Below are 26489 nucleotides of genomic sequence, written 5' to 3' on the forward strand. Positions count from 1 at the left end.
ACGCAAAAAAGGCCGCCAGGTTTTTCGCCTGCGGCCTCATGGGGAAGGAAATATTTTTTAAGAAATGTTTCTTTGGACTGCTATTTGGACTTGACTACGTTTTCGGCGAAACGAACGCCTTTTTTCCTACGGAACTCAACATTAACACCGAGGAATTTTCGAATGTTGGTCAGTTGCCGTTGCATGCGGCCTGGGTCTCCCGAAGCTGGAAAATACTCATCTTCCTTCCAAGCGCACGCATCCATGAAGGTTTTATGGCGAACCCAACCATAACCGATCTGGTCGAAGAGTATTTCGATGATCTTGGAGCTGTGGGTTTCCGTCCTGGAATAGAAGCGGCCTTTGTCCTCACCGTTCACGAACCAATGGACCTCGTCGCCGACTTCCTTACGTTCTATCACGAACCTGCCTTCTTCTGTCGTTGCGGTTTCAGGGGAAGGTTCGGGAGCGGGTTTCTGGACTACCTGCTTGTGGCTATCTGCAGAATTGGCTCTTTTGGCCATGGCATCTACTTCGGCCAATTTCTTATTCCAAGTGCTTTTAATGATTGCATCATATTCGCTGATCTTTGCTGTGGCAAAATCAATGAATGTGCTCTCTTCTTGAGTGACTTCATAAATCTTTGTGCCGATAGATAGTTGTGTTCTCTCAAGCCAAAGGTCTACATTCTGAATACGCTGACAGATATCCTCTCCACCGATATCAAATTCATCCTGGTCCCATTGCATCAAAGCATCAATAAGGTCACTAATGATTATAAAATTGCTTTCTTTATCAACAACTTCAGACATCGAAAAGCCATCAAAGCAAATCCGGAGCCTTGCTTGTATATTTATGAATAATCCTGCGATAGGATAAGGATTCAAAAATGCCACATGCTCAGTTCTGTTTATTAATGCTGTTCTACATAGATTCCAATATGTTTTGAGCATCTGAAAGTAGCGTCGCGGTTCAATAAAAGTTTGATCTCCAATTGGTGCCGGGAAACGACAATCGTTGATTTTTAACTGGATTATTTGATTTGCAATATTTTGAACCGGTTGGTTTGCTTCAGACATACAGTTTTTGATTAATGTACACATCATCATATTGATTTTATTTCTATCTTCACCTTGGTTTGTCGCGTCTGGGTGATTCAATAACATAACTGAATAAAATATTGAAAGTTGTTCAACGGAGGGAAAATCGTCTATTTCCGGCTTAACATACAACTCATCTGCAATCTTTTTTAACAGCGGCTCAATTTTTAAAATGGATTCAATATGCTGGACCAATGCATTATGAAGAAGCATTGCCTCATTATTATCTATAGCTTTTGTAAAGTAATATCGAATTCTAAAAAGATCCCGGAGGCTCATGCACGCAGTTACAGCAGTGGAAAGATTTGATCTGAACAACGGGCTACATTCCGGTCTATCCTCCTCAGAGGAATTTTTCATTTGCCATAATGATTGAGCTATTTCTTTGCCTTGCTTCAAAGCATTCAGAATTCTTCCGCTTTCCCATGGTGGGATCACTGGCATATCATCCTCAGAAAAACTTAAAAGCGCCATTTCCCTGCATCGGGTTTCGATGCTGTATTCGCACACTTCCATCGAGGTCTCGATTATTGCGCACGGCACCGACGCGGTCTGTGGGCCTGCCCCACAGAAGACAACTTCTGGATAGCAATCGATACCGTTGAGTTTAAGTGTAGCAACCGGCTTCACGGCAGAGTATGAGGCAAGCACCGGGAATTTCGATAATGCCTCGGTAATCAAGCAGGCCGGACATTTCCTATCAGCCGCTGACAACTCTGGAAGATATGAAAACGCCTCGTGAAGTTGCTTCTGGGCGGTGTTCCAATCCTTTGGTTGACCCTGGAATCCTGCATCATCCTGCAAGCAACCAGAAATCTTGCAGCAATGGAGATTGCAAAAGGACATACAAATCTCCTCAAGACATTTCCAGGCCCACCTTGCTGCTTGTTTGCGATTTTGGCCGGTCCTCGTCTCTACATCGAAGTGCGTTATCGAGATTTCGCAAGCTTGTGGGTTGGAATCCTGTTCATCGGGCGATTCAAGTAATGCATCAATAGCTGCCTTTTTCGCTTTGATCCTACCATGGGCGTTGAATGAAAAAATTTCCTTCATTGGAAAAAAATAAGCTTTGTGTTGACGAAGAGAATTTTCTGTATGCAGAGATAAGTGGCGGCGTGTCGGTGCCAGAAGAATAACTGGTTGATTATGCTGTAGAAATAAAAGATTGGCCACCTCTGAAAAGTTTGCGCTATCCTCCTGAAATGACAGATAAGCGGGAAATCGTTTGCCATCACGACAAACGAAATCCCCAAGGCGCCAAGTGTGGCTGCAACCGTCAACCTTGCTTCCGCGGTGTTCGATTCCCAAGGCCGAGCAAACCTCCGTATTGAACCTGCCGTGATCGATTTTGTATATGAGCAGGTCCTGCGCGGAAAGTCGAACAGGCTCCGCCTCCCGCTCCTGGCAGACCGCCACGAGTTCATCGGGTGAATGCTCGACGACCTTCCTGGGGCAACCGAGTCCGCAAGCCGTCGGGCAGTCCACCGCCGAGGCGTGATCGCGGGTCAACCGGAAAAAGCGGCTCTTGAAAGCCTCGTACCTGGGCCAGGCACCGAGACGCAGGTTCCAATCGAATAGTGCCGCCGCTTCGCCCGGGAGGTCTTCCAGCACATCCCATATCGGATCATCCATGCCGCCCGTTCCCATTGCCTGCGATGAAGCCCCTGAGTCCCAGCCATTTTTCAATGATCTCTCCGTCGTCGTCCCGCTTGAATTGCGCGCGGTTCCCGGAACTGAGGGTGATGGTCCGAGGCGTCTTGGAGTCCGCGAACTTGATGAGGAATTTCGCTCTCGTGAGTTTGCCGCCCGCCGGAAAGGTACGCTCGCGTTCCCGGAGAGACGCGAAAAAATCTTCCGATCTTCTGATGTCGTAATCCTTCTGTGTACCGCCGTAAAAAATCTGAACCTCCTTCAATTTGACGGACTCGATTCCTTCGATGTCCTCGCATAGCAACGAGTCCTCACCGGTCCGCCGGAGCGGTTCGAGATCGAACCTGCTGCGCCGGTCGAAAAACTCGGAATCCCCGAAAACGTGGAGGCCGAACTTGGCGCGGTACAGTTCCCTTTCGCCCTTGGTCTCGGCGTTGATCCTGATTTCGCCGATGGAGGGGTTGTAGACCACGACGTCGTACCTTTCGGGCCGGAAATACTGACTGGCGGACTCGCCCTTGTCGATCACCGATTCGCGGGTGTAGGGCTTGCCGTGCCTGACGATGAACATGACATAATCCGCCCTCGGGACCACATGGACCTTCGTGTATTTCCCGCGGCGCTTTTTGGCGAACCACTCGTCGAGATCCGCTCCCAGTGCGGCGAGGGTCTCTTCCGTCGGCTGCACGAAGGGAGGAACCGGGTCCGCTCCCGTCTTGAAGTACTCGAAGGTCTTTCGTGACCAAAGCCGCTGCTCCGCATGGACCTTTTCTATGACCTCGGGCGCCTTGTTCCAGACCTGCACGGCGAGGTCTGCGAACGCCGCGTCCTCTCCGATTTCCACGTCCAGTTCGGAACCGGTGATCGCTTCCTGGATGGCGTCGAAGCCTTCCGGGGTCGAAATCTCGTTCACGTAGAACAGTGCCTCGGCCAGGTCCGGGGGAGTCGAAGAATCCGGAGTCAACAGGATGTGACCCAGTTCGCCGTAGTTCAGACCGTCCTCCGCGAGCGCGGGAGGGAGTTCCACGCCCCTGGTCTTGAAATAGGCTTCGTGAGGGGCGAGAAAGGCGAGGAGGTGTCTCCTGCCGATCCTTCTCAGCACCTCAGGCTTCGAAAAGCGTCGCACGTTCAAAGTCGCCATCGGTCACTCCTGTCGTTTCCTGTGTTCAGTTGCCGCCCGTCTTCATCCTTTCCTTTTCCACCCTACGACCTTGCCCAGAACCAGCAGATCGTCCTCCGGCTTTATTTGGATCGGCTTCATGCCTGGATTTTCGGGCGCAAGCTCGATCAGCTCATCCTTAATTTTTAACCGCTTCACCGTGGCTTCGCCGTTCACGAGCGCCACGATGATGTCCCCGTTCTCGGCGATGGGCTGCCTGCGCACGATGATGAGATCACCGTCGCCGATCCCGGCGCCGATCATGCTTTCGCCCGAGGTCTGCAACGCGAAATACTTGCCTGACCTTATCGTGGACGCTTCAACGAGCACCTCGCCGATGATGTTCTCCTCGGCCAGAATGGGTAGCCCGGCGGCCACGACTCCCACCACAGGCACCGACACCAATGCCGCGACCATTTCCCTGGGCCGCCGGGCAATGCTGAGTCCCCGGGCCTTGTTTCCTTCGCGCTTGAGATATCCCTTGCGGACAAGCTGGTTCACCCGGTCGTGGGCGCTGGCGTGGCTTATGCCAAACGTTTCGCTCAACTCCTTGATGGTGGGCGGAAAGCCCCTTGAATCCACACACCTACATATTGCTTCCAAGGTCTCCCTCTGCAGGGGCGATATACTCTCGACCTTCGTTTTGCCCATGGTCTCTCCCGTTCTCCATAAAAGACGAAAAGGCCCTTACGGACCGTGATAACCTAATTCTATAAACCTGATGTACATCAGGTCAAGAGAAAAATTTCGAGACGGTTCCGACACGATGGGACTCCCCCCGGTAAGTACAAAGCAGGCCCGCCATTGTGAGCGAGCCCGTGTCCCAACCTGACGATCTATCGGGGGTGTTTCATGTCGGATTACCAGATTTCTTTGGATAAAGAAGGGCTTTGCGGAATTCCGGACTGCGGCTTTGGGCCCCGGGACCGGCTTTCCGGTGAGGCAATGCTCGAGGCTGCGGTATCCATTCTCGCCCTGGCGGTCCTACGCCGGAAAGCCGGAAAGGCTTTGAAGAAAAGTTCGAAGCCCATTTCGGAAGAATCTTCACCTGGAGGCAAAGAAGGACTTGATTCGTCTCCGAAACAGAGCATTCATTCATGACAACTCGTCCGAGAACAAAAAAGGAGTAGAAAATGAATGAGTTACGAGAGATGGACGCGGCGGGCAAGGTGCAGGACCGGACCCGCAATTCGGTCCTGCGCCAGATGTCCATGCTGCAATCCATGACCCTTGAAGAGCTTCGGGAGAAATGGCTGGACCTATACGGAGGCGAACCGCCCAAGTACAAGAGGCTGTTTTTGATCAAGCGCCTGGCTTACCGCATCCAGGAACTTTTCTATGGCGGGCTGTCGGAACAGGCCAAGGAGCATCTGAAGAAGGTCGCGCAAAACGACCCCGTGGCCATGGTGAACCGCAAAATTCCGGAGGAACGCAAAACCGAAGATCGAATTCTGCCGGGAACACGGCTCGTGAGAATCTGGAACGACCGTCGATACGAGGTAATTGTCCAAGCGGAAGGCTTCGAGTACGAAGGCAGGATTTACAAGTCCCTGAGCGCCCTGGCCAAGGAGATCACGGGTACGAAGTGGAACGGGAAGGTGTTTTTCGGTGTGAAAAAGCCATACGGCAGAAAAGCCCTGGGAGGTTCGGATGCTGGATAACGCCAAGGTTACCGCTGGCAAAGGTAAAATCCTGCGTTGCGCCGTCTACACCCGCAAGAGCCATGAAGAGGGCTTGGAGCAGGAATTCAACTCGCTCGACGCCCAGCGCGAGTCTGCGGAAGCCTACATCGAAAGCCAGAAACTGCAAGGGTGGAGGCTTTTGCCCGACCGTTACGACGACGGCGGTTTCTCCGGCGGGACCATGGATCGTCCGGCCCTCCAAAGGCTGCTGACCGACATAGACGCCGGCAAGGTTGATTTGATCGTGGTTTACAAGATCGACCGGCTCTCCCGCTCGCTCCTCGATTTCATGAAGATGATCGAGCTTTTCAACGAAAAGGGAGTGAGCTTCGTCTCGGTCACCCAGCACTTCAGCACCACCGACCCCACCGGCCGGATGTTCCTGGGAATCCTCATCACCTTCGCCCAGTACGAGCGCGAGGTCATCGCCGAGCGTATCCGCGACAAGGTTGCGGCCGCCAAGCGCCGGGGCAAATACTGCGGCGGGGTACCGATCCTCGGCTACGACGTTGACCGGGAAAGCAAGAAGCTCCTGGTCAATCCGGAGGAGGCCCGCCTCGTCCAATACGTCTTCCGGCGTTTCATCCAGGTGGGGTCGGCCAAGAAACTCGCCCAGGAGCTGAACGACCAGGGATACCGGACAAAGGCGTGGACCACGAAGAAAGGCAAGGTGCGCGAGGGGGCCGAATGGAACACGGGGCACGTCTACCGGTTGCTGAACAACCGTGTTTACATCGGCGAAATAATCCACAAGGAGGCGAGCTACCCCGGTGAGCACGAGGGGATCGTAGATCGGCCGGTGTGGGACAAAGTACAGGCTATTCTCGCCGACAACAAGCCGGTCAAAATCTCCATGGCCAGGACAAAGATGGTTGCGCCGCTCAAGGGAGTGATCCACTGCGGGCACTGCGGATGCTCCATGGGCCCGACCTACACACGCAAGAAGGACCGAAACTACACCTATTATATCTGCGAGAAGGACGCCAAGCGGGCCGTCAGCCTTTGTCCGCTGAAACGGGTTCCGGCGGGCGACATCGAAAAGGCGGTCCTCGAACAAATGGGGGCCGTGTTCCGGACGCCGACTTTGGTGGCCAAGACCTATTTCGCGGCCCGGGAAATCGAGGGTGCCGAAAAGGAACGGCTATCGAGGAAAAAGGCCCAGCTCGAAGAAGAATTGGCCAAGGTCCGCAGGCAGGCTATGGACCTGATGAAGCCTGGCAACGACATCGCCGGAAAGGGAGATCACCTCACGGCTATCAACAGCCGGGCCGTTGATCTTTCGCGCCAGCTTACCCTCGTGGCATCCCGGTGCTCGGCATACGACGGGCGGCCCATCACGGAGCAGGACGTGTCCGAGGCGTTCCAGAACGTGGAGGCTTTTTGGGAGGACCTGTTCCCGGTGGAGCGCAACCGCCTGATCCGGCTCCTGGTCAAGAAAGTGGAAATCCGGGAAACGGGGATAGACATGGAACTTGCGACCGGCGGCCTGACTGCGCTGATAACGGAACTGGCCGGGCTGGCATGCGAGGTGAACGAAAGAAGGGCCGTAAAATGAATCGGAAACCCACCATCATCGTGGCTGAAAACGGCAATCTCAATATCCACATCCCCATGCTGATAAGACGCATGCGGGGGAGGAAGAACATCATCGCGCCCGAGGCCCTGGACGGGGAAATCCCCGGAGCGCCGGTGCCCGTCCAGTCGGCGGTTGTCCAGGCTCTTGCCCGGGCCTTTTCCTGGGCCGAGTGCCTGGAGACCGGGCAGATCAAATCCATAAGCGACCTGGCGGCCCGCCTGGAAGTCGACGGCTCCTACGTTACCCGCATCCTGAAGCTGGCGACATTGGCCCCGGACATCGTCGAGAAGCTCATCAACGGCGAGGAACCCGATGGGCTGTCACTCGCCAAGCTGACACAGGGGTTCTCGGAGGATTGGGAGGAACAGAGGAAAGCGCTTATCATCCGCTGACGCTAACAATCGTCGGAACGCCGAAAACGAAGAAAATTGAGTGTGGATTCGAAATCTTGGTGCGATAAGTTTTTTTGCCTCCCCTATTCGGACAATTTTTAATGTCGATGAATGCCTGCCAACCTTCTCTTGATGGCTCTGTGATATTTTATCCTTGGGTATCCCATAATTAGGGCAACACCCATTTGATTCCTCTTTGATATGCCATATTTTTTCTTCAACTCATTGGAGTATTTCAGAAACGGCCCAACGGTTCCTATCATACATGTACCAAGACCTAAAGATTGGGCCGCCAGCATGGAGAAAGTTGCGGCTATGGCAGGGTCCTGTGGGTCTGCGTAGGGTGATGTGTGGAAAAACAATACCGTAGGCGCGCCATAGAAAAGCCAGTCTTCTCCCGCCCTCATTTTCTCCTTGAGCACCTTTATCACGGGAAGTATGAACTTGGACATTACCTCGCTTGTTTCCTTGCCCATAAGAAATCTCATTGGAGCTATGGTCAGAGGGTAGAGCATCCACTTGGACTTATCCATCATTTCAATGAGATCGAAAGCAAATGTCCGAACGTTTTGCCGCCCGGATATACAAAGCACCTCCAAATCCGTGGGGGGAATTCCCATAGGCGCCGCCGCGGCCGCATCCAACACCTTATTCAATATTTCATCTGGAATCTCCTTGTCTGCAAAATCGCGCACACTCCTACGGGAAAGCATTAGGTTTTGGAGTTCCTCCCAGCTTGCCCGATCTTCTTTTTCTGGGAGATGAATCATGTCTCCGGGGGACAGGTCCCTGCCCGTAACTTCAATACATCTGTTCGGGCATACTGCCATGCACTGGCCACAACCGAAACATCCGCCCAGGGCCGTGTCGGCAGCTACCAGAACCCGCTTCTCATTTATCGTGAGTACCCCTCCCTTGCAGACACCAGCGCAAAGCCCGCAATCGGAGCATTCCTTGCGGTCGATCAACACAACGGCCGATTCCTCGGTCCGAGCGGTCTTAATGCCCATTTGTCTTTTCCTTTAAGCCGGTTGGCCAAAGATGGTCCAAATTCCAAGAATAAAATTTACAATAACCATTGCAGGAAATCAAAGTTGATTTCGTTTTCTTCCCCCCCATTCGGACCCGAAGTTCGAAAATTTGAAATCTCCTTTCTCTCTCCCTGGTACCGGACGCGGACATACCTCAACCGCCCGAAACGGAGATTTTACTCAACTCATTGTTTTCAAACGATATCGGCTATCGGACGCGAATCGGACGAGGTCCGAAAGATGTGGAGAATAAGGGCGGAACGGAGAATAAAAGGCCCCGGAAAGGGGGAGAAAAGTCCGGGGGGAGAATGGCCGGCGGGGATGTGGAAGCGGCCAATACCCTTTGATTACACAAGAAAAACGAAACCCGTCTTCCGGAGGATTCTCGTCCGAAAGACGGGTTTTTGTTTTCGATTTGGTGGAGGCGGCGGGAATCGAACCCGCGTCCGAAAATAATCCACGGTGGCGTCTACATACATATCCCGGTTGTCGTTGTTCGCCTTCGCGGAGTCATCCAGGCTAAACTCCTTGAAGGCTATCCTGTCTTGATTTCACTTTTCCGTCAACAGGCCCCCGGAAAAGCTATCCCACTGTCCGCGTTCATTCCAGGCCCGTGGGCGAAGCCCGAAAGAACGTTGGCCTTAAGCGGCCAAGGCGTAGTTATAATCGTCTGCGATTATATTTATTTCCACCCTTTTAACGAGTTGACGGAAAGCTCGGTATGCAGCCAACGCTTCATGATCCCCGTCGAAACCAGTTCGCCCCCAGGGATGAAGCCAAACGCCGTACCATTAAGCTAAGTCATTTACGGGCATCTGTCAAGCCGGGTTTAAAAACTAAAGGGAAACAACCGGAAACCTGTTGGCGGGCTGTTCGGGGCAGTGGGCGAAAAAAGGGCCTGGACTCAAACCTTAAAAGCGGTTCGTCCCAGGCCCTTTTGTATTCATGACGCAAGTGTTTTGGGCCTACACCTTTTCTATGGTGAGAGCCGCCGCGTTGCCGAAGGCTCCGCACAGGGAGGCCAGGCCGTATTTGCCTTCCGGCTTCTCGGTCTTCATGACGTTTAAAAGGGTGGTGATGATGCGCGCGCCGCTCTCTCCCAGGGGATGCCCAAGGGCCAGCGCGCCGCCCCACATGTTCACCTTCTCGAAGGGCGCGTTGTCGTTGTCGAGGCCAAGCTCCCTTATGCAGGCAAGGGACTGGCTGGCGAAGGCCTCGTTAAGCTCCACTGCCGCGATGTCCTTGGCCGTGAGGCCGGTTTTTGCGAAGAGCTTCTTCACGGCAGGGACCGGGCCCATGCCCATGAGGGTGGGGTCGCAGCCAGCCAGCACTCCGTAGTGGTACTTGTAGGAGTAGGAAAGGCCCATTGCGTCGGCCTTCTTGCGGCTCATGAGAAGAAGGGCGGTGGCTCCCTGGGTGAGGGGCGAGGACGTGGCGGCGGTGACGTTTCCGCCCGGCTTGAAGGGGCTTTGCATGGTGGCCAGCTTGGCCGGGTCCATCTTCTCGCGCACCCACTGGTCGCGGTCCACCAGGAAGGGCTGGCCGTTGTCGTCCAGGCCCATTATGGGCACGATCTCGTTTTTGAACTTACCGGCCTGGGTGGCGGTCCAGGCCTTCTGGTGGCTCCACACGGACATGTTGTCCATGTCGGCGCGGGCGATCTTGTATTCTTCCGCCACTTTTTCGGCGGTGGAGCCCATCATGAGGTCAAGGCCGTTGTAGCGCTTGCCCAGGCGGTGGGGAAAGTCGTAGTTAGCGCCCATGGGCACCTTTTCCATATCTTCCACGCCTGCGGCCAGCATGATTTCGGCCTCGCCCGTTTTAATGGCCCTGGCCGCGTGCATTATGGCGCTCATGCCGCTTGGGCACTGGTTGGTCATGGTGTTGGAGGGAACCGAGTCCGGGTAACCGCCCGCAAGCCAGCTTAAGCGTCCGATGTCCGTCTGAGCGCCTGATATATTTGCGCAGCCCACAAGTACTGCGTCCACGTCTTCGGGCTTCACCTTGGCGTTTCTGGCAAAAATGGCGTCGTAGCAGGCAGTGAGAAGATCATCCGGCCGAAGGCCCCTAAACCAGCCTTTTTCCGCGTGGGCGCGGCCATTGGGGGTGCGGACTGCATCGATGAATACGCATTCTTCCATGACTTGAAACTCCTTTTGATTGTTATGTTTGTTCTGCAAACTGCCTCGCAGCCTCTTCCCGCAGGGCCTTCTTGTTGATCTTGTGAACGTCGGTCTGGGGGATGGAATCGACGATTTTCACCACCTTGGGGACCGCGTACTTGGCGACCCTTTCCGAGAGGTACTTTTTGATGTCGTCTTCGGTGACCGGGCTCGGAAACCCGTCCTTCAGCTTCACGAAAACCGCCACGCGCTCGGAGCCTTCCCGTGCGGGGTCGGGAATGCCGATGGTGGCCGCAAGTTCCACCGCAGGGTTCTCGTAGAGGATGTCGTCTATTTCGCGGGAATAGACCTTGTAGCCGGACACGATGATCATGTCCTTGGTGCGGTCAACGACGGTGAAGTAGCCGTCCTTGTCCACGGTAACCACGTCGCTGGTGTGGACGAAACCTTCGCCGTCCTTGCCGGTTCCTGGGGTGGGCCAGTAGCCCGTCATGGCCTGGGGGCCCCTAAGGAGAAGCTCCCCGCGCTTTCCCGAAAGAACCTCGTCCCAGGAAAGAGGCATCATGGTGTTGACGTCCAGTATCCGAATTTCGGTGTCCGGGTAGGGGATGCCTATGGTGCCGCGCTTTTCGGTCTTGGAGCCGCCCTCCTTTTTTCCGGTGAAGGCCACCAGGAACGACATGGCTTTTGAAAGAACCGTGCCCACCACGCGGGGGCCGGCAAGGCGCAGAAGCCGGTTCAGGAGCCAGGCGTTTCCGGGTATGGTGAGGAGGAAGGTGAGAACCTTGGCCACCGGACGCCCGCCCATCACGCGCAGCAGAAAGGACGTGTTGAGATGGGTGACCGGCCCCATTTCAGAAAGCCCGTAGCCCTCCATGATGCCTCCGCCCGAGGACTTCTCGAAATCCTTCTGGGCCGTGGGGGGCAGCGGCGCGGAGCCCGACATGCCGATGATTCCGGTGTTCTTCATCTTGTCGCCGGCGATTTTCATGAACTGGGTGGGTACGCCGATCTGGATCACGGGCTTTAAGGTGCGTATTATTTCCACCATCCGGTCGGTGTCGCGGGAATCGGGAACCAGAATCTGGTTCATGCCCATGAGTGTCATGGTGTGCATGACCACGTGGCCGTAGGAGTGGAAGAAGGGGACGCCCAGGATAACCGAGGCGGCACCGGCCAGGAGCTTGCCGCCGCCGCCCATGAAGCGGAAGTTCTGGAGCGAGTTGGCCACGGTTCCCCTGTGGGTCAGCATACAGCCCTTGGGAAGGCCAGTGGTGCCGCCGGTGAAAAGAAGGGTTTCCAGATCATTGGCCGCGTCGAATTTGATGTCTGGCGGCTCTGGTGGGGTCTTTGCGATAAGCTCCGACATCCACAGGGCGTCGGAAATTTTGGAGGTCGGCGGAGGGGAGTTCAACGAATAATCGTCGAGCCTCGCCACTATTATATGCTCAACTCCCGCCGCCCTTGCGGACTCGCGGGCGGTCTGGAGGTTTTCATCAAGGCAGATGACGGCCTTGGGGCCGCCGGTCTTGAACTTGTGCACAAGGGCCGCCACCGGCTCCAGGGGGCTTGCCGGAATGTGGACAAGCCCTGCGCGGCTGATGGAGTAGTCGGATATGACGAAGGAGACGCTGGTGGGAAGGAGCGTCGCCACCCGGTCGCCCTTGACCAGGCCCAGCCGTGCAAGCGCTGTTGCGAAGCGGTCAACGTGGTCCTTGATCCCGGCGTAGGATATGAAGCGTTCGCCCTGGATGAAACCAGTCTTGGGATATTTGACCGCAGCCTCGTAAAGAAGTTCGTGAACCGGTATTTCGGGATAAGGTTCAAGGGTTTTGGGAATTCCGAATACCTCGTATTCCTTGTGCCACGGAAGCGCTTTAATCACGGATGAAATCCTTTCAGGCCATAACAGGCTGTCGAAAAACGCGATCTGCTGTGTTGTGCATCGCCTCGCGGCTCGGTCACGTACAAAAGCGTACGCTCCCTCGCCACTCGCTCGCACGCCTTGCAGCTCATAGTTTTTCATCAGCCTGTTCGTGTCGAGTTTCTCAACAGGCTTATAAGTGAAAAAAATAAGAAAGCCCCGGCGGCTTACGGTGAAAGGATTTCCGCCGCGCCCTCCGCCCCCCATGCAGCAGTCGCGGCCAGCAGTTTTAAAGGCTCGCCGCACAAGTTTAAAAACATTTGCCTTTTTCGTATCTTATCGGGACCGGCAGGTCAATGCCCGCCGACTCTTCCGAAACACCGGCCCGGCGGACGGCCCTTTATCCACCGTGGGCCGCCCGCCGGACTGCGCCGTCATATCAGGCGCATTGCAGCGTCTTATTCACCCCCTCAAATCGAGCCCCGTACAAGCGAGCTGAAAGCGATGAACTGCAAGGCGTGCGGGACGACGTCCACCCAGTCTCATCTTTTGCTTTTCCCACTCCCGCCCTGATCGAGTCTCGGACAGGCGAGCTGAAAGCGATGAGCTGCTAAGGTTGGCGAGGAGGGCGGGAAGGACGCGTACTAAAAGTACGCGACGCGCCGCCCGACGATGCCTGACACAGCAGATCGCGCTTTCAGTTCGCCTGTTAGGTAAACAAAGGCTGGGTGCTCATGGCAAAGGCCATGTCGCCTTCGATCTTCATGAGCCCGGACATGAACAGGTTTACCGGGTTCTGTTCCTTGCGGATAAGGGCCGCCGAGTCGGTGGTCTTCATCCTGAAGGTGCATTTCGGGGCTTCGCCGCCGTTGAAGGTGGCGTTGATGGTGAAGATGGAGCCGTCGTCATTGGTAAGAACGGCGATCATGCTGCCTTTCAGGCGGTTCAGCACCTCGTACTTCTGCTTGGAAAGGTCGTTCTGGATGCCAAGGAGCATGTCCAGGTTCTGGGTTGCGATCATGCGGTTAAGGTCGTCCTCGCTCACCTTGATGAGGACCATGGGGTTGTCTATGGCGGCCTCGGACACGTTGAAGTCCGCGCCGTCTTTCACGTCGTAAGAAACGATCTTGCCGGAAATGTCCAGAACCAGGGTGAAGCGGGTGCCGACCAGTTCGGCTGCGCGGCCCGACGCTGCGATGACTTCCTTGGCCATCTTGGGGGCGAAATCGGTGAGAAGCGCATGGATGGATATGTCGGTGGGAACGTTCATCGAAAAGCCTCCTTGTTGAGTTTTGGTGCATGATTGAAAGGTGGTTTTTTGGACGCCGCCCCCGTGGAACCTGTCAGTCGGTTCCCAGCATCCCCTTTTTAAGGTCTTCGTTCACCGGCCTGTCGCCAAGCCAGATGCCGAAAACCGCGCGCTTGAATGTAAGGCCCGGAGATTCGCCCGCGTACCTGCCGTTTATGGTGCAGACGATTCCGCGACCGGGATGATAGATCAAGTCCACTATGTCGTTTCTGTTCAGGGTCTTTGGCAGAAGGCTCAACAGGTGCGCTATGTTGTCCTTTATAGGGGCGGTGTTGCCCTTGGTGGAACTCTCGAAGCCCTTGCCGAGCATTTCCGCCATGTCCTTGCCGTCAACCTTCTTGTAGACAAAGTGCATTCTTACGCCCATCACCTCGTCGCTCGAAACGATGCGGTTCCAGTCGGAATCCCGTTTCTGGAGGTAAAGGGCGCACACGTAAATCTTGAAGCCGAACTTCTTCCGAAAGCCCGCGCCGTTCAAAACAAGCTGTTTAGAGCCCGCCGACAGAGAGTCGGGAAGTGTCACCGGGCCGAACACCCTTGCGGGCGCGCTTTTGGCCAGAAAGGAAAAAACGAGAAAAACTGCGAGCAAGGCCATAAATTTTTGACGCGTCATTGTGAATCACCCTTCTATCTAATTATGGTTGCTTGATGCTTGACAGCCGAAAATTGATATGACATTATCTAGACTGACATGTCAGTTTATATATTTTCGGCGCCGGCCCTTGTCAACAAAAAAATTCCGCCCTTGCACGAAATCCGGTTAGGGATTAATGCTTACGGCGGTTCTTCTGATACACGAAACCGAGGGAAAGATCAAAACACAATGAAACCCGAAGACAGAAAGGCCGTCATCCTGGAGTGCGCCAAGCGCCTGTTTTCCAAAAACGGCTATTTCGCCACCCAGATTTCGGACATCATCGAAGAAGCCGGTATAGCCAGGGGTACGGTTTACCAGTATTTCAAGAACAAGGACGACATTTTCATCACCCTTTTGGAGGACTACTACGCCAAGTGGGAAAAGGTGATGGAGGAGATCGACGGCGATCTGGACCTTGTGAATATAACCGCCCGGCAGTACCTGGAGTATCGGATCAGGAAGAATCTGAAATTTTTTGCGGACGACCGGGACCTTTGCAACATACTGCTTCGCATGGGCCTGGGCCTTCCGGGGCACCTGGAGGGGGTGGTGCGCCGGTTCGAGACGAGGATTTTGAACGTCACCATAAAGGATTTCGAGCTTGGCCAGCGAAACGGCCACGTGAAGCCGGGGCTTGATCTGGAGCTTGCCGCCAACCTGTTTTCAGGGGCGCTTTTACGGGCTGCATATTATTACTTCGGGCGCACCAGGAAAAACGCCGCCATAGTCGATGTTGAAAATGCCACCCGTCAGATAGCGGAAATAATCGCGCCGGGAATTTTCGTGCCCGATGAGTTTCTTCCGGCCTCCCCCTTCGGACCCGCCCAGGTCGCGCCGGGCGAACCGGCCGCATCAGGCGAAAAGGGTAAAGCTTAATTCCAGCGGGCACCGGGTTCCGGGCGAGCTCATTTGGGCCTTTATAACAGGCAGCCAGAACGAAAGGCTCTCCTTTTTCTGATCCGAAAAAAGCGCCGGGGCCTGGAAATCGCCGTCCAGGCCGATTATCACGCCGCCCCCCTCCCTGCGGACCGAAAGATTCAGGGCCACATCCTTCCTCGCGGTTTCCATCACGCTTTCAAGGCTTAGAAAAAGCACCAGCAGAAGCCCGAAGGGGTCGGTGGCGCAGGCGATGGGCTCCTGAACCGGCGATAGGCCGAGCCGGAAGCCCCGCCTTTCCACGAACCTGAAGGAAAGCGCGCAGAAGAAGTCGAGCTCCTCCCAGAGGTTCACTTCCTTCAGGGGCTCATCCGCGCTGTGGGCGAACCTGTTGAGCCTCTTGGCGATGACGTCGGCCCGCTGAATCTGCTCTGCCATTTTGGAGGAGAGCCTCGTAAGTTGGGCCGGGTCGAGAACCCTGCCTTTCTGGGCCGCCAGCCCCAGGTCCCCGAAAAGGCCCGCGATCTCTGAAATCACGGCCAGAACGTTTTTCATCTCGTGGGAGATGGAGGCCGCCATGCGGCTGAAATATACCAGCCCTTCGCGGGCCGGGTCGCTGCCTTCCGGGTTTCGGTTCATTTGGGCCGCCGATTTTTTTTGGATTGGGTGAATGGAGCGAAGGCCTGAAACATCGACCAGTCATGGGGTTTTCAAACGTTCTTCCCCGCCTCGATGGCCGCCATCTTCATTTTTTCCACAAGCACGTCTATTTTTACGGGCTTCATGAGGTAAAACGAGGCTCCGGCGGCCCGGCCCGCGTCCCGGTCCTCCTCCGAACCGTGCCCGGTGAGAAAGACGAAACCGGGGCCGGGGGATGTCTCCTTTATTTTCTGCATCACCGAAAGGCCGGAGACGCCGGGCATTTTCATGTCCAGGACGATTACGTCGTAGGCGACTGCGGCGGCCATCTCGACGGCCTTTTTTCCGTCGGTGGTCCAGTCCGCCTGGATGCCCCGGAAAAAAAGGCGTTCCGCCAGGGCCGAGACCAGCTCGCCTTCGTCGTCAACAAGTAAAACCCTCATGGCTTGGCCTTCGGTCATCATGTTTTGCTCACTGGATTCGTTTTTATCGGAAGAGTTATCGTGAACGTGGTGCCAAGGCCGACCTGGCTTTCCACCTCTATGTTGCCCCCCAGCTTTTTTACTATGCCGTAGGTTATGGAAAGCCCAAGCCCGGTTCCCTTGCGGCCCTTGGTTGAAAAGAAGGGCTCGAAGATGCGCTTTATGTTTTCTCGGCTTATGCCGCAACCGTCGTCGCTGATTTTTATGGCCACGAGGTTTTCGCCGGTGCGCGAAATGGATATGCCGATGTTCCCACCTTCCTCCACGGCGGCGAAGGCGTTGTTGATTATGTTGAGAAAGACCTGCTGGAGCTGGCCCCGGTCGCTCTCGATGGCCGGAAGGTCCTCCTCGGCCACGAGATTTGTCTTGATGTTCCGGTACTGGGACTCCTTGTCCAGAAAGCCCAAAACCTCTTTCACCAGAGGCTCCAGGTAGAGGGTTTCGGTTTTTACGTCGATGTGCCGGGCAAAACCCAGAAGCCTGTGGGTTATCACCGAACAGCGCTCCACCGATGCCATCACCGAATCGGCAATTTCGGTCACCTTGGCCCGGTGGGGAAAGTCCGGGGACACCATCATCATGTCCTTTAAAAGTCCGGTTTTTTCGCCGATTATGGCCAGGGGGTTGTTGATCTCGTGGGCGACCCCGGCTGCGAGGCGGCCAAGGCTTGCCAGCTTGTTGGTGTATTCGGCCTTGTGGAGAAGCACCTCCCGGCGCTTGTCCGCCTCGTAAATGCGGGCCACCATCTTGGTGAAAACCGCGAGTACCACGCAAAGTATTCCCAGAACGGACAGGATGAAGAAAATCACCAGTTTCTTGCGAAGAGACACCCATCCCGAAAAAAAGTCGGGCGTGGTTTTTGCCAGCACGAAGACAAAGGGCGAATCCACCACCGCGTGATAGCCGATGGTGAGACGCCTGCCCGTTCCATCCTTTGTCCTTACCGTTTCGGGCTTTTCCGAGGGCGGCGGGAGAGCCAGCGGGTACGTTCCCAATATTGGGCCGTAAAGCCTTGACGGCGTCTGGAGCCTGCCCGCAAGGCTCACTATGAATGCGTCGGAACTGTCCTTTTCCGTGGCCGAGCGGGCCAGCTCGTTGAACACGTCGGTATCGATGGTGGCCCGCAAAATGAAAAAGTCGCCGTTTGGCTTCTCATGGCGCACCGCTATGATGAAATGCGGATAATTGCGGTATCCCTTGAAGACCTCGCTTACATATTCGCCGCGAATGACGGTTTCCTTGAACCATTCCTGGTTCTTGTAATTTTTTCCGGTAAGGTTGTACGGCCCTACGTAAACGTGCTGGCTGCCGTCGGAATCGATGAGCCCGATATCGATGAAGCCTCCGAAGGCCCTTTTAAGATTGACCAGTATGTTCCCAAGCATCGGGCGGGAGGCCATTTCTTCGGCGCTATGCTCGGAAACCACGAACCTTAGGGCGCTTTTTCTTTCGGAGATGAAAAAGGAGACGCTGCGGGCGGAATTTCCGGTCAGCCTTTCCAGGGGAGCCACCATTTCGGAGGCCAGGGCGCGGTGGTACTCGTAGAGATTGATTATGGCCATGATGGCCAGGGGCACGATGGAGACTCCCACCGTCATCACCACCGTGATCAGCCACATGCGGCGGTAGTTGCGTATCGGGCGAGGGCCGTCGGACTCCTTTTCGGGCCTTTTCCAGAAATCGGGAACAAGACGGTTCATTATGCCCATGACGGTCTTTCGCAAGCCAGGTGGGAAAGACACCGGCAAATGCGGCGTTCGTTTTTCCCGGGGCCTGTTCAGCCCCTCTTTTCACGCGCCTTCTCGTTGGCAAGGCGCATGGTTTCGGCAAGCACATCGATATTGACCGGTTTTTCCAGGTAGGCGAAGGCCCCCAGCTCCCGGCACACTGCCTCGTCCCTGGCCGAACCATGACCGGTCAGGATTATCACCTCCACCCTGGGATGGTCCTGCTTCACCCGCCGCAGAACCTCTATGCCGTTCATGCCCGGAAGGTTTAAGTCCAGTAGCATCACCTCCGGCTCGTCGTCGCAGACGAAGCTGATGGCGTCTTCTCCATTATACACCACGGCGCTTCCCACGTCCCGCATGGAAAGCCTGTCCGAAAGGGTTTCCACGAACTGGCGCTCGTCGTCCACCAGAAGCACCCGGCTTGGCAGGGAAAAATCAGCCTTGCGATAGATGTCTGGCTTGTGGAATTCCGGCCCCACCTTCACCGTAACCGATTTGACGCCCGAAAGCCCGGTAACAGTGGTTTTTATTTCCTCTTCCAGCCTGGAAAGCATCAGCACATGCTGGTTTATGGTTACGGTGACGGCCCCGTTCTCCGCCGTGACCGCAACGTCGTGGCCTTCGGCTGCAAGAGCCGCCGCAACGTGCGCCGAAAGCGCGAAATCGGCGGCCTTGGCCATCGACTGGCTGGTTGCCAGCACCACGTCCTTGCGGGCGTTGGCTATGATCATGTCCGCCGCTTCTTTGGGCGAATGCCTGTCCATTGAAAGGGTGATGTCGTAGAGGCTGGCGGCGAAAGGGTCGCTGAGGCCCAGGTGACCGGCGAGGCTTAAGAGCCTTTCGTCGTCGCGCTTGATTTCCTTCTGGGCCGTGGCTTCGTCAAGGCCCTCGTTTTTGGCCTGGGCCAGCCTGAAGTCGTGGGAAGCGGAAATGCATACCGAAAGCACGTGGGGAACGGCCCGTGGAAAAAGCAGGGCCGCGTTTCCCGTAACCACCAGCCGGTCCTTTTGAACGAGTTCGGACACGGCGACGGCGGCGCGGCTTATATTGATCTCCCTTTCCCTGGTGAACCGGTTGAAGGCCGAAACCTTGCCGGACAGGGTTTTGAGAATTTTTTCAGGCGGTACGTTGAAGCGCCTGGCCGCCAGCGCCGCCACTTCGGTATCGCCCGCAAGGTCGCAGCCAAGGCCATTGGCGATGATTCCGGCCAATTCCGATACCTTGCAGTGGGAGGGTGCGAAAACGGAAATTATTGCCATTTGGAAAGTCCTTGTCTCGCGGGCGTAGGGTTTCCCGGCTCGTTATCAGTCTATTTCTTCCCGCTCTTGGTCTTGGCCGTGGCCGCTTCCATCACGGAGGTCAGTTTCTCGATGTCAACGGGCTTTTCGAGATAGGCGAAGGCTCCCATTTCCATGACCCGTTTTTCATCCTGGGCCGAGCCCTGGCCGGTCAGAACTATGACCTCAACTTCGGGATGCCTTGTCTTTACTTCCTGCAAGACTGCGAATCCGTCAACTTCCGGCATCCGAAGATCCAGAATCATCACCTCCGGGGTTTCCATGGCGACCCTGGAAAGGGCCGATCTGCCGCTTGTGGCTACATGTGTCCCATAGTCGCGCATGGCGAGCCTTTGGGACAGGTTCTCCACAAAATCGGCCTCGTCATCCACAAGAAGGATTCTGGAGAGCTTTTTCCAGTCCTCGGCCTTGAGGCCCCCGCCCGCCGCAGAGGCCAGGAGGCACACCGTGGTTAAGGGGCAGTCGGTTTCGTCGGAATCCTTGTGCGCGTCGCCCCAGATGGCCTCTATGGCCATTGCCTGGAGGGGATAAATGCTGTCCTCGCCTATGGTCTCGTAAAGGTGGGTGCGGCGCATGACGGCAAGGACGTTTTCCTTCACCCCGGAAAAGCAGATTTTCACCCCGGCGCTTCTCACCCTGAGAACCAGGAGGGACAGGGCCTCCTCGCCCGATGCGTCCATGTCGTTTATGCCGTTGGCGACTATTAAGATGTGTTTCAGCCTTGGCATGGAGCGCATCCGGGCGGTTACCTGGTCTTCCAGGAAACTTGCGTTGGCGAAAAAGAGCGGCCCGTCGAAACGGATCACCGCTATGTGCTCGCAGTCCTTGAGTCCGAAGCACTTGGAGTCCCGCAAAGAGCGGTCCGGGTGCATGGCGAGCGTGGCCACGGTGGGCCTCATGCTTTTGTAAAGGAAGACGCCCAGGGAAAGCGCCACGCCCACGAAGATGCCCTTGTCCAGGTGCGGGGCGAAGGCCAGGGTGGCCAGGAAGGTGATGATTGAAATCGCGCCGTCGTACCACTGGGCCTTCCAGGCGTGAACGAAACCCGAAACGTTGACGAGGCCGATAACCGCCATCATGATGACGGCGGCCAGCACCGACTGGGGCAGATTATACAGGAACCTGGTGAAAAACAGCAGGGTGATTAAAACTATCAGGCTTGTGACCACCGACGACATGCCGGTGACGGCCCCTGCCGACAGGTTTACGGCGCTTCGGGAAAAGGAGCCCGAAACCGGGTAGCTCTGGGAAACGGCCCCCACCATGTTGGCGATGCCCTGGCCGATAAGCTCCTGGTTGGGGTCCAGGCGCTGCCCGGTCTTGGTGGCCATTGCCTTGGCTATGGAGATCGCTTCCATGAAACCCAGTATGGCGATTATCGCGGCAAAGGGCAAAAGCTTCATCATGGTGGAAACAGAGGCATGGGGCAGCCTGAAGGAGGGCAGTTCAGCCGGAATCTCTCCCACAACCGCTCCTCCGCCGATCATGGTGACTCCGCCGTCGGGCTTGCCGGACGAGTCGAGGGCCTTGTCCTTCAACAGCTTATTGCCCACCTTTAAGCGGTAAACGTTGGACTCCACCGGCTCGCCCGTCGCCTTGTCCTTGAACTCGAAGGCCGTGGTTCCGTCCGGGCGCTTCACAAGAAGGAAGAGCATGGAGCGCATCTCCTCCCGGTACTTGGCGGCAAACTCCTTGGCCTGGGCCGAGCGCAGGGCCAGCACCTCGACGTTGTTGACCAGTTCAATGTGCGCCATGGAATGTTTGCCGTGCTTTTTTGCAGCCTCGTCCACCTTCAGGGAGAGCGCCGTGTTGAGTTTTCCGATTTCCTCTATGGAGTTCACCTGGGCGTTGAAGGCGGCTACAAGGGCCTGGGTTTCGGCGGGAAGCTCGGCGAAGGCGGCCTTTTTGTCATGTTTGAAGCCCATGAATGAGGCCGCCGTAACCGCCAGGACAACAGCCACCAGCACGTTGGGTATGCGCGGGTTGATCTTCCGAAGGCTCCACATAAGGCCGAAGGCAATTATCCCCATTATGAGGCTCGGCCAGTGTATATAGACTGCTGCGGCCTCCACCACCCTTATTATGGTCTCGTAGTGATGCGGGGCGTTATCCACGTAAACCCCGAAAAAGGACGCAAGCTGGCTTGTTGCTATGATGATGGCCGCAGCGTTGGTGAAGCCGTTCACCACCGGGTGGGAGAGGAAATTCACCACCAGCCCCAGCCTCAGCACCCCCAAAAGGAACTGGAACAGGCCCACCACCACTGCGAGAACGATTGCGTAGGCGATGAAATCCGGGCTTCCGGCGGTGGCCAGAGGGGCGAGGCTGGCCGAGGTCATCAGGCTCACCACCGCCACCGGGCCGGTGGCAAGCTGCATGGATGAGCCGAAGAGCGAGGCCAGCATGGGCGGCAGGAGCGCGGCGTAAAGCCCGTAATAGGGCGGAAGCCCGGCAAGCTGTGCGTAGGCCATCGACTGCGGGATCAAAACCAGGGCCACGGTGATTCCGGCTATGGCGTCGGCCTGGAACTTGGCCTTGGAGTAGGATGCGAACCAGGCGAGAAATGGAAAGATACGAGTGAGCATTGATATCGGGTCCGGAAGATGTAGGGGTTATGGGCAGTTACATGGATGAATTTCCCCGCTTAACCGGCGATGAAACAAATTGAAACTATTGGGAAAATTCCTGGAGATAATAGAAGGCGGGGAAAAACCCTGTCAAGGAAAAAAGGGTAATTGGGAAAAAATTTGGAACAAAATGAGTCACGTCTCAGGGGCGAAAAAAATTGCTTTGCTTGCCCGGCCATGACAGTGCGTAAATCATTGCAACCTTGTATGTCAAAAATTTCTTGGCTTGCAGATGACCTCTCTTATCTTGATGTCAAAGACGTCAGACTGGTTGGCGGGTTTCAGAATCAGGGCCGCGTCCGCGCCCCTTGCGGAGCCGCCTATGGATACGACATCATTTCCTGTAAGCACCCCGGCGTCTGCGGCCATTATGGCCACCTCCACCGCCACCTTGACGCCCTGGCCGAAAAGCCGCAGAACCTCGGCCATCACCAGCACGGGATACACCCCTGAAAACTTCTTGGCGAATGAGCGCTCCACGCCCGACAGGGCATGGGTGGCCTGCACCACCTTCGCCCCACGGGTTTCCAGAACGGCGCGGGCGTCGGGCGGCATCAGGGTCTCGAAGGGTTTCCTGAATCCGCAGTGGTAGGTTACGGCGATCACCGAAAAACCGTCGAAAACGTCCAGCACCCTGTTGGCCGTGGCCCCCGTGGTGGTGGCCACCACCACTTCTTTCAGGCCCAGTTCAACTGCGCGTTCATGGGCGAGCCGGATGGCCGCGTCGGTGTTTTCTTTTCCGGGTGAATCGAACAGGTTGTTCATGTCCGCCTCCCTTGGGTATCAAGTATTGGGAATGCCTTATTTTAATCCTGCGGCCTGGCCTATGGCAAGGAATTCCGGATGTCGGCCAGTGCTTGCGGCGGATTAGGTAATTATCGGTTTCAAACCACGAAACCGCTGTCGCAGCCAGGATGGCCGCAAAAAAAAGAGGAAGCGCCCCTGGTATTTAATCTTCGGGCGCTTCCTCATGAACGGGGCCTGGATTTATGGTCCGGGCTGCGTCAAACTACATCAGGGTATTGATGAAGCACTTGGGAACCACCGGGGCGGGCGGAATGACCGCGCCCACTTCGTAGCGCCATATCACTCCGGCTCCCGCGTTGCCGCCCGCTTGGGTAATGCCGTAAAGGTAGGAGCCGGACAGGATGGGCGTTTCGGCATTCGGCCAGAAACCGTCGGAGCCTGCCACTGAAACGAATTCGTGAACAAGCGCAAATCCGGTCCCGTCGGTGGCGATGGAGAAAAGAACGCCGCTGTCGGCATCCCCGCCGAATTGAGTCGTGCCGTAGAGCTTCCCGTTCCTAAGCGCGAGTCCGCCGTATGGGCTTGATCCGTCGTTAACTCCTCCGGCGAATTCGTGCATAAGGGTGAAGCCGGTTCCATCCGTGTTCATGGAAAAAACGACGCCGAGGTCGGAGTCTCCGCCGGTGGGGGTCATGCCGTAGAGCTTGCTGCCAGAAACCAGAACCGAGGAGTACGGATTGTTTCCGTCGTTCACGCCCCCTGCAAACTCGTGAATAACGGTGTAAGCGGAGCCGTCCTTGTTCATCGAGAAAACGACGCCCCTGTTGGAGTCGCCCCCCTCGGAGGCCATGCCGTAAAACTTGGTTCCGGAAAGGGTCAGGGAACCCATGGGGTATTGGCCGTCGTCAACACCGCCCGTGAAGCCGTGCAGAAGCTGAAAACCGGTTCCGTCGGTCTTGACGGAAAAGATCGCACCTTTATAACTCACCGGCCACTGCGGATTTTGTTGTGCCATGCAGTAAATCCTGCCGTTGTCAAGAATGGGGGTTCCCACCGGAAATGCCGGGTCTGCCGGATCAAGGCCGAAGTCGTAAACCAGGGAAAATCCGGTCCCATCGGTGTTCATTGACCAAATTACACCACCGTTTGTTGTCCCTCCGAAGGTGGTTACGCCGTAAAGCTTGGTGCCGGAAAGTACCGGCGCTCCCTGCGGGTCCGCGCCGTCAGGCCCGCTGAAGCTGAAAAGCTGGGCGTAGCCGGTTCCGTCGATATTCGTGGAAAAGATGCTTCCCCGGTTGTTCGCTCCGCCGGTTGTCGTCATGCCATATAGCTTCGAGCCATCCGTGGCCATTTGCTGGCATGTTGAACCGGATCCTTCCAGAGGCTGGTCCTGCAAGTTATGAAGGATGGTGTACTTGGGGTCGGGGACCGGTCCCGGAATGGCCAGCAGGCCGGCCGCCGTTACGCACAGAGCGCAAAAAACGGCCAGGGTCAAAACGATTCTCTGTTTCATCAATATCTCCTTTTGAATTGAAATGTTGAGCCAATACCAATGCGGCTAATGGGTTGATTTCCGTCTGTTTAACCAAAAGCGTCCGTGACTGATCAGTGCCCGAGACTGTGATGAGGAAGGCACCGATATGCAAACAGGGCCTTTAGCCCAATAATTTTCTTATTTTTATAATATTAATTGTAGGCTCACAAGAATTAATTTGGTATTAGCGGATAACTGCTGAACAAAGTGAAAATTATTTTTATTAAAGAATAACTATTTGTAATTGCAATAAAACAGAAAGGCCCCGCAAGTTTTTAAGCCTTACGGGGCCTTCTGCAAAAAGCGGGATATTTCCTAGGGCTCTCCTAAGAGGCCTGATGCCTTCTCCAGATGCCCATAAGAAGCGCAATGGCGGCTTCCGGGTTTGGGGACTTGTTCACCGCACGAACCACGGCGAAGTTTCGCGCGCCATGCGAAATGACATCCGGCAGGTTTTTTTCGTCGATTCCGCCTATGGCCACCGCCGTGAGGGGGGATGAGCGGATGATTTCGCCCATCCTTTCAAGCCCAACCACCGGGTCCGGGTTTTCCTTGGTGGGGGTTGAAAAGACCGGGCCGACGCCTATATAGTCGGGCGCAAGGAGTCGCGCAGCCTTCTCCTGGTCCTCGTTGTGGGTGGAAAGCCCGAAGATTTTTCCGGGGGTTTTCCAGATGGACCGGGCCTCTGCAATATCCATATCCTCCTGGCCCAGGTGCACCCCGTCGGCGTCGGACTCCATCGCCACCCTCAAGTGGTCGTTCACGATGAAAACGGTTCCCGTGCCTGCGGTTATTTTCCGGAGAGCAAGGGCGGTCTTCAGCACCTCTGCTTCCGGGCGCTTTTTGATGCGAAGCTGAAGATACCGCACACCTTGCAACACCGCCGCGCGGGCGCAGGCCCCGTAACCCGCCACAGGGTCGGTGAGAATGAGGTAGAGACCGAATGCGTCAGGCATTCAAATCCTCCAGGATCATCTTTGCCACCTTGCGGCCCGAAAGGAACATCCCGCCGAAAATGGGGCCCATACGGAATCCGCCGGAGACGTTGTTGGCGGCCATGCCGCTTGCGTACAGGCCAGGGTAGAGGCGCTTGGTGTTCTCCACGGTGGAAGCCTCGCCAAGCTCCATCCACATGGGCTTTTCGCCCATTATTCCGCCGGTTTCGGTGTCAAGGCGGATTCCGGCCTTTTTTGACGCGACGTTGCAGATTTCAGCAGGATGCCCGGTTCCGTCCACAACGGCGCGGGTCATGATGACCAGGGGGTCGACGTGCAGGCCCTCGCGCAGAACCGATGTCCAGTTCACAACAAGCCCGCAGACCCTGTTCTCCCGCACCGCGATGTCTTCCACGGAAACCGAGTTGAAAAAGGTGACCCCCGCCTTTTTCGCGCCGAAGATGAGCCCTGAGGCCACCTCCACGGAATCCGCCGTATGGTAGCCGTCTCCGGCTGGGGCGTAGGAGATGCCGAAATCGTCCAGTATGGGAAGCGCCTCGTCCTGCACCACTATTTCATTGAAGAGCATTCCGCCGCCCCAGACTCCGCCGCCCGGCGCGAGCCTGCGCTCGAAAATTGCCACTTTTTTTCCGGCCTTTGCAAGGTCGCGGGCGGCCACGAGGCCGCTTGGCCCTGCCCCCACTATGGCCACGTCGATTTCAAGGTTGGCCTTCAATTTTTTGAAGTAGGAGTTGACGATTGCCAGGGTGATTTTTTCTTCCATCGGTTTTCCTTTCCTAACGGCCTGTCATAAAACTGGCTGTAAGGCCTGGCTAAAAACGATGAAATGCAAGGAGTGTGAAAAGCCAATGAGCAAGCGTACTTTTTCGTACGTGGCGGAATTGGCTTTGAAGCACGACACCGCAGTTCGCGTTTTTGGACAGGCCGAAAAAAAAAGGTTCCCGTATGGGAACCCGTAAGGCCTACGCCTTTTTCCGGAGCCAGGTTCCCTACGCCGGTATTAGCCGGATCAGGTTCAATGGGTATGATCTCAGCCCGAAGTTTTCGGGCACCCCAAAGGCCGGAGAAATTTTCTTTTCCTTTCTGACACGAAAAACA

General features: G+C 55.9%; 22 protein-coding genes, 1 other RNA gene and 1 riboswitch. Of the genes, 5 read left to right on the top strand and 18 right to left on the bottom strand.

Annotation, left to right across the window (positions count from 1 at the left end):
• Positions 1-80: 80 nt before the first annotated feature.
• The 3 genes from HZB23_00860 to lexA are packed head-to-tail and all read right to left on the bottom strand — an operon-like array spanning position 81 to position 4539.
• On the bottom strand, positions 81-2711 hold the full coding sequence (locus HZB23_00860) for a hypothetical protein (protein MBI5843200.1): 2631 nt from the start codon (positions 2709-2711) through the stop codon (positions 81-83).
• A complete protein-coding gene (locus HZB23_00865) occupies positions 2704-3870 on the bottom strand; it encodes a hypothetical protein (GenBank protein ID MBI5843201.1) in 1167 nt (388 codons plus the stop codon). The genes HZB23_00860 and HZB23_00865 overlap by 8 nt, the downstream gene beginning before the upstream one ends.
• A 42-nt stretch (positions 3871-3912) precedes the next feature.
• Positions 3913-4539, bottom strand: coding sequence for a transcriptional repressor LexA (gene lexA, locus HZB23_00870; GenBank protein MBI5843202.1), 627 nt, complete (start codon positions 4537-4539; stop codon positions 3913-3915).
• Positions 4540-4740: 201 nt separating this feature from the next.
• Here lexA and HZB23_00875 point away from each other — a divergent pair, with 201 nt between their 5' ends.
• From HZB23_00875 to HZB23_00890, 4 genes are read left to right on the top strand one after another with little or no spacing between them, the layout of a single operon-like run.
• Positions 4741-4989 (top strand): hypothetical protein, encoded by a 249-nt coding sequence (locus tag HZB23_00875; protein MBI5843203.1) that lies wholly within the window; start codon positions 4741-4743, stop codon positions 4987-4989.
• A gap of 32 nt (positions 4990-5021) precedes the next feature.
• Complete coding sequence (locus HZB23_00880; GenBank protein ID MBI5843204.1) at positions 5022-5549, top strand: DUF2924 domain-containing protein; 528 nt, start codon at positions 5022-5024, stop codon at positions 5547-5549.
• Positions 5539-7125 (top strand): recombinase family protein, encoded by a 1587-nt coding sequence (locus HZB23_00885; GenBank protein ID MBI5843205.1) that lies wholly within the window; start codon positions 5539-5541, stop codon positions 7123-7125. Before HZB23_00880 ends, HZB23_00885 begins: the two co-directional genes overlap by 11 nt.
• The gene (locus HZB23_00890) at positions 7122-7538 is read left to right on the top strand and encodes a hypothetical protein (GenBank protein MBI5843206.1); all 417 of its coding nucleotides are present in this window, start codon (positions 7122-7124) and stop codon (positions 7536-7538) included. Before HZB23_00885 ends, HZB23_00890 begins: the two co-directional genes overlap by 4 nt.
• A 98-nt stretch (positions 7539-7636) precedes the next feature.
• Here the strand turns inward: HZB23_00890 and HZB23_00895 are convergent, their stop codons facing one another.
• From HZB23_00895 to HZB23_00920, 6 genes are all read right to left on the bottom strand, one after another.
• Positions 7637-8548: a nitroreductase family protein gene (locus HZB23_00895; GenBank protein ID MBI5843207.1), complete on the bottom strand. Its 912-nt coding sequence runs from the start codon at positions 8546-8548 to the stop codon at positions 7637-7639.
• Positions 8549-8985: 437 nt separating this feature from the next.
• Positions 8986-9335, bottom strand: a transfer-messenger RNA (tmRNA) gene (gene ssrA / locus HZB23_00900).
• Between the two features lie 199 nt (positions 9336-9534).
• The gene (locus HZB23_00905) at positions 9535-10710 is read right to left on the bottom strand and encodes a thiolase family protein (protein MBI5843208.1); all 1176 of its coding nucleotides are present in this window, start codon (positions 10708-10710) and stop codon (positions 9535-9537) included.
• A 22-nt stretch (positions 10711-10732) separates the two neighbouring features.
• Entirely contained in the window at positions 10733-12574 is a 1842-nt protein-coding gene (locus HZB23_00910; GenBank protein MBI5843209.1) for an AMP-binding protein, read from the bottom strand.
• Positions 12575-13265: 691 nt separating this feature from the next.
• Entirely contained in the window at positions 13266-13826 is a 561-nt protein-coding gene (locus HZB23_00915; GenBank protein MBI5843210.1) for an SCP2 sterol-binding domain-containing protein, read from the bottom strand.
• 73 nt (positions 13827-13899) lie between these two features.
• Positions 13900-14478, bottom strand: a complete 579-nt coding sequence (locus tag HZB23_00920) for a chalcone isomerase family protein (protein ID MBI5843211.1) — start codon at positions 14476-14478, stop codon at positions 13900-13902.
• A 210-nt stretch (positions 14479-14688) separates the two neighbouring features.
• On the opposite strand from HZB23_00920, the gene HZB23_00925 reads away from it, so the two are divergent.
• Entirely contained in the window at positions 14689-15378 is a 690-nt protein-coding gene (locus HZB23_00925; GenBank protein MBI5843212.1) for a TetR/AcrR family transcriptional regulator, read from the top strand.
• Here HZB23_00925 and HZB23_00930 read toward each other — a convergent pair.
• The 9 genes from HZB23_00930 to HZB23_00970 all read right to left on the bottom strand — a co-directional run bounded on the left by HZB23_00930 (position 15355) and on the right by HZB23_00970 (position 26154).
• Positions 15355-16017 carry a sensor histidine kinase gene (locus tag HZB23_00930; protein MBI5843213.1) on the bottom strand — a complete coding sequence of 221 codons (663 nt, stop codon included), beginning with the start codon at positions 16015-16017 and terminating at the stop codon, positions 15355-15357. The two genes, HZB23_00925 and HZB23_00930, sit on opposite strands and share 24 nt — an antisense overlap.
• Positions 16018-16088: 71 nt before the next feature.
• Positions 16089-16460, bottom strand: a complete 372-nt coding sequence (locus tag HZB23_00935) for a response regulator (GenBank protein MBI5843214.1) — start codon at positions 16458-16460, stop codon at positions 16089-16091.
• Positions 16461-16477: 17 nt separating this feature from the next.
• The gene (locus tag HZB23_00940) at positions 16478-18208 is read right to left on the bottom strand and encodes a two-component sensor histidine kinase (protein ID MBI5843215.1); all 1731 of its coding nucleotides are present in this window, start codon (positions 18206-18208) and stop codon (positions 16478-16480) included.
• A gap of 68 nt (positions 18209-18276) precedes the next feature.
• On the bottom strand, positions 18277-19488 hold the full coding sequence (locus HZB23_00945) for a response regulator (GenBank protein MBI5843216.1): 1212 nt from the start codon (positions 19486-19488) through the stop codon (positions 18277-18279).
• Positions 19489-19538: 50 nt separating this feature from the next.
• Positions 19539-22112 carry a response regulator gene (locus tag HZB23_00950; GenBank protein ID MBI5843217.1) on the bottom strand — a complete coding sequence of 858 codons (2574 nt, stop codon included), beginning with the start codon at positions 22110-22112 and terminating at the stop codon, positions 19539-19541.
• A 252-nt stretch (positions 22113-22364) separates the two neighbouring features.
• On the bottom strand, positions 22365-22919 hold the full coding sequence (locus HZB23_00955; protein MBI5843218.1) for a hypothetical protein: 555 nt from the start codon (positions 22917-22919) through the stop codon (positions 22365-22367).
• 244 nt (positions 22920-23163) lie between these two features.
• Entirely contained in the window at positions 23164-24414 is a 1251-nt protein-coding gene (locus tag HZB23_00960) for a hypothetical protein (protein ID MBI5843219.1), read from the bottom strand.
• Between the two features lie 347 nt (positions 24415-24761).
• A complete protein-coding gene (thiE, locus tag HZB23_00965) occupies positions 24762-25391 on the bottom strand; it encodes a thiamine phosphate synthase (protein MBI5843220.1) in 630 nt (209 codons plus the stop codon).
• On the bottom strand, positions 25384-26154 hold the full coding sequence (locus HZB23_00970) for a thiazole biosynthesis protein (protein ID MBI5843221.1): 771 nt from the start codon (positions 26152-26154) through the stop codon (positions 25384-25386). The genes thiE and HZB23_00970 overlap by 8 nt, the downstream gene beginning before the upstream one ends.
• A gap of 204 nt (positions 26155-26358) precedes the next feature.
• A riboswitch (TPP riboswitch) is annotated at positions 26359-26457 on the bottom strand.
• Positions 26458-26489 lie beyond the last annotated feature (32 nt).

It is taken from the genome of Deltaproteobacteria bacterium, assembly GCA_016235345.1.
Taxonomy (GTDB): Bacteria; Desulfobacterota; Desulfobacteria; order Desulfobacterales; family Desulfatibacillaceae; genus JACRLG01.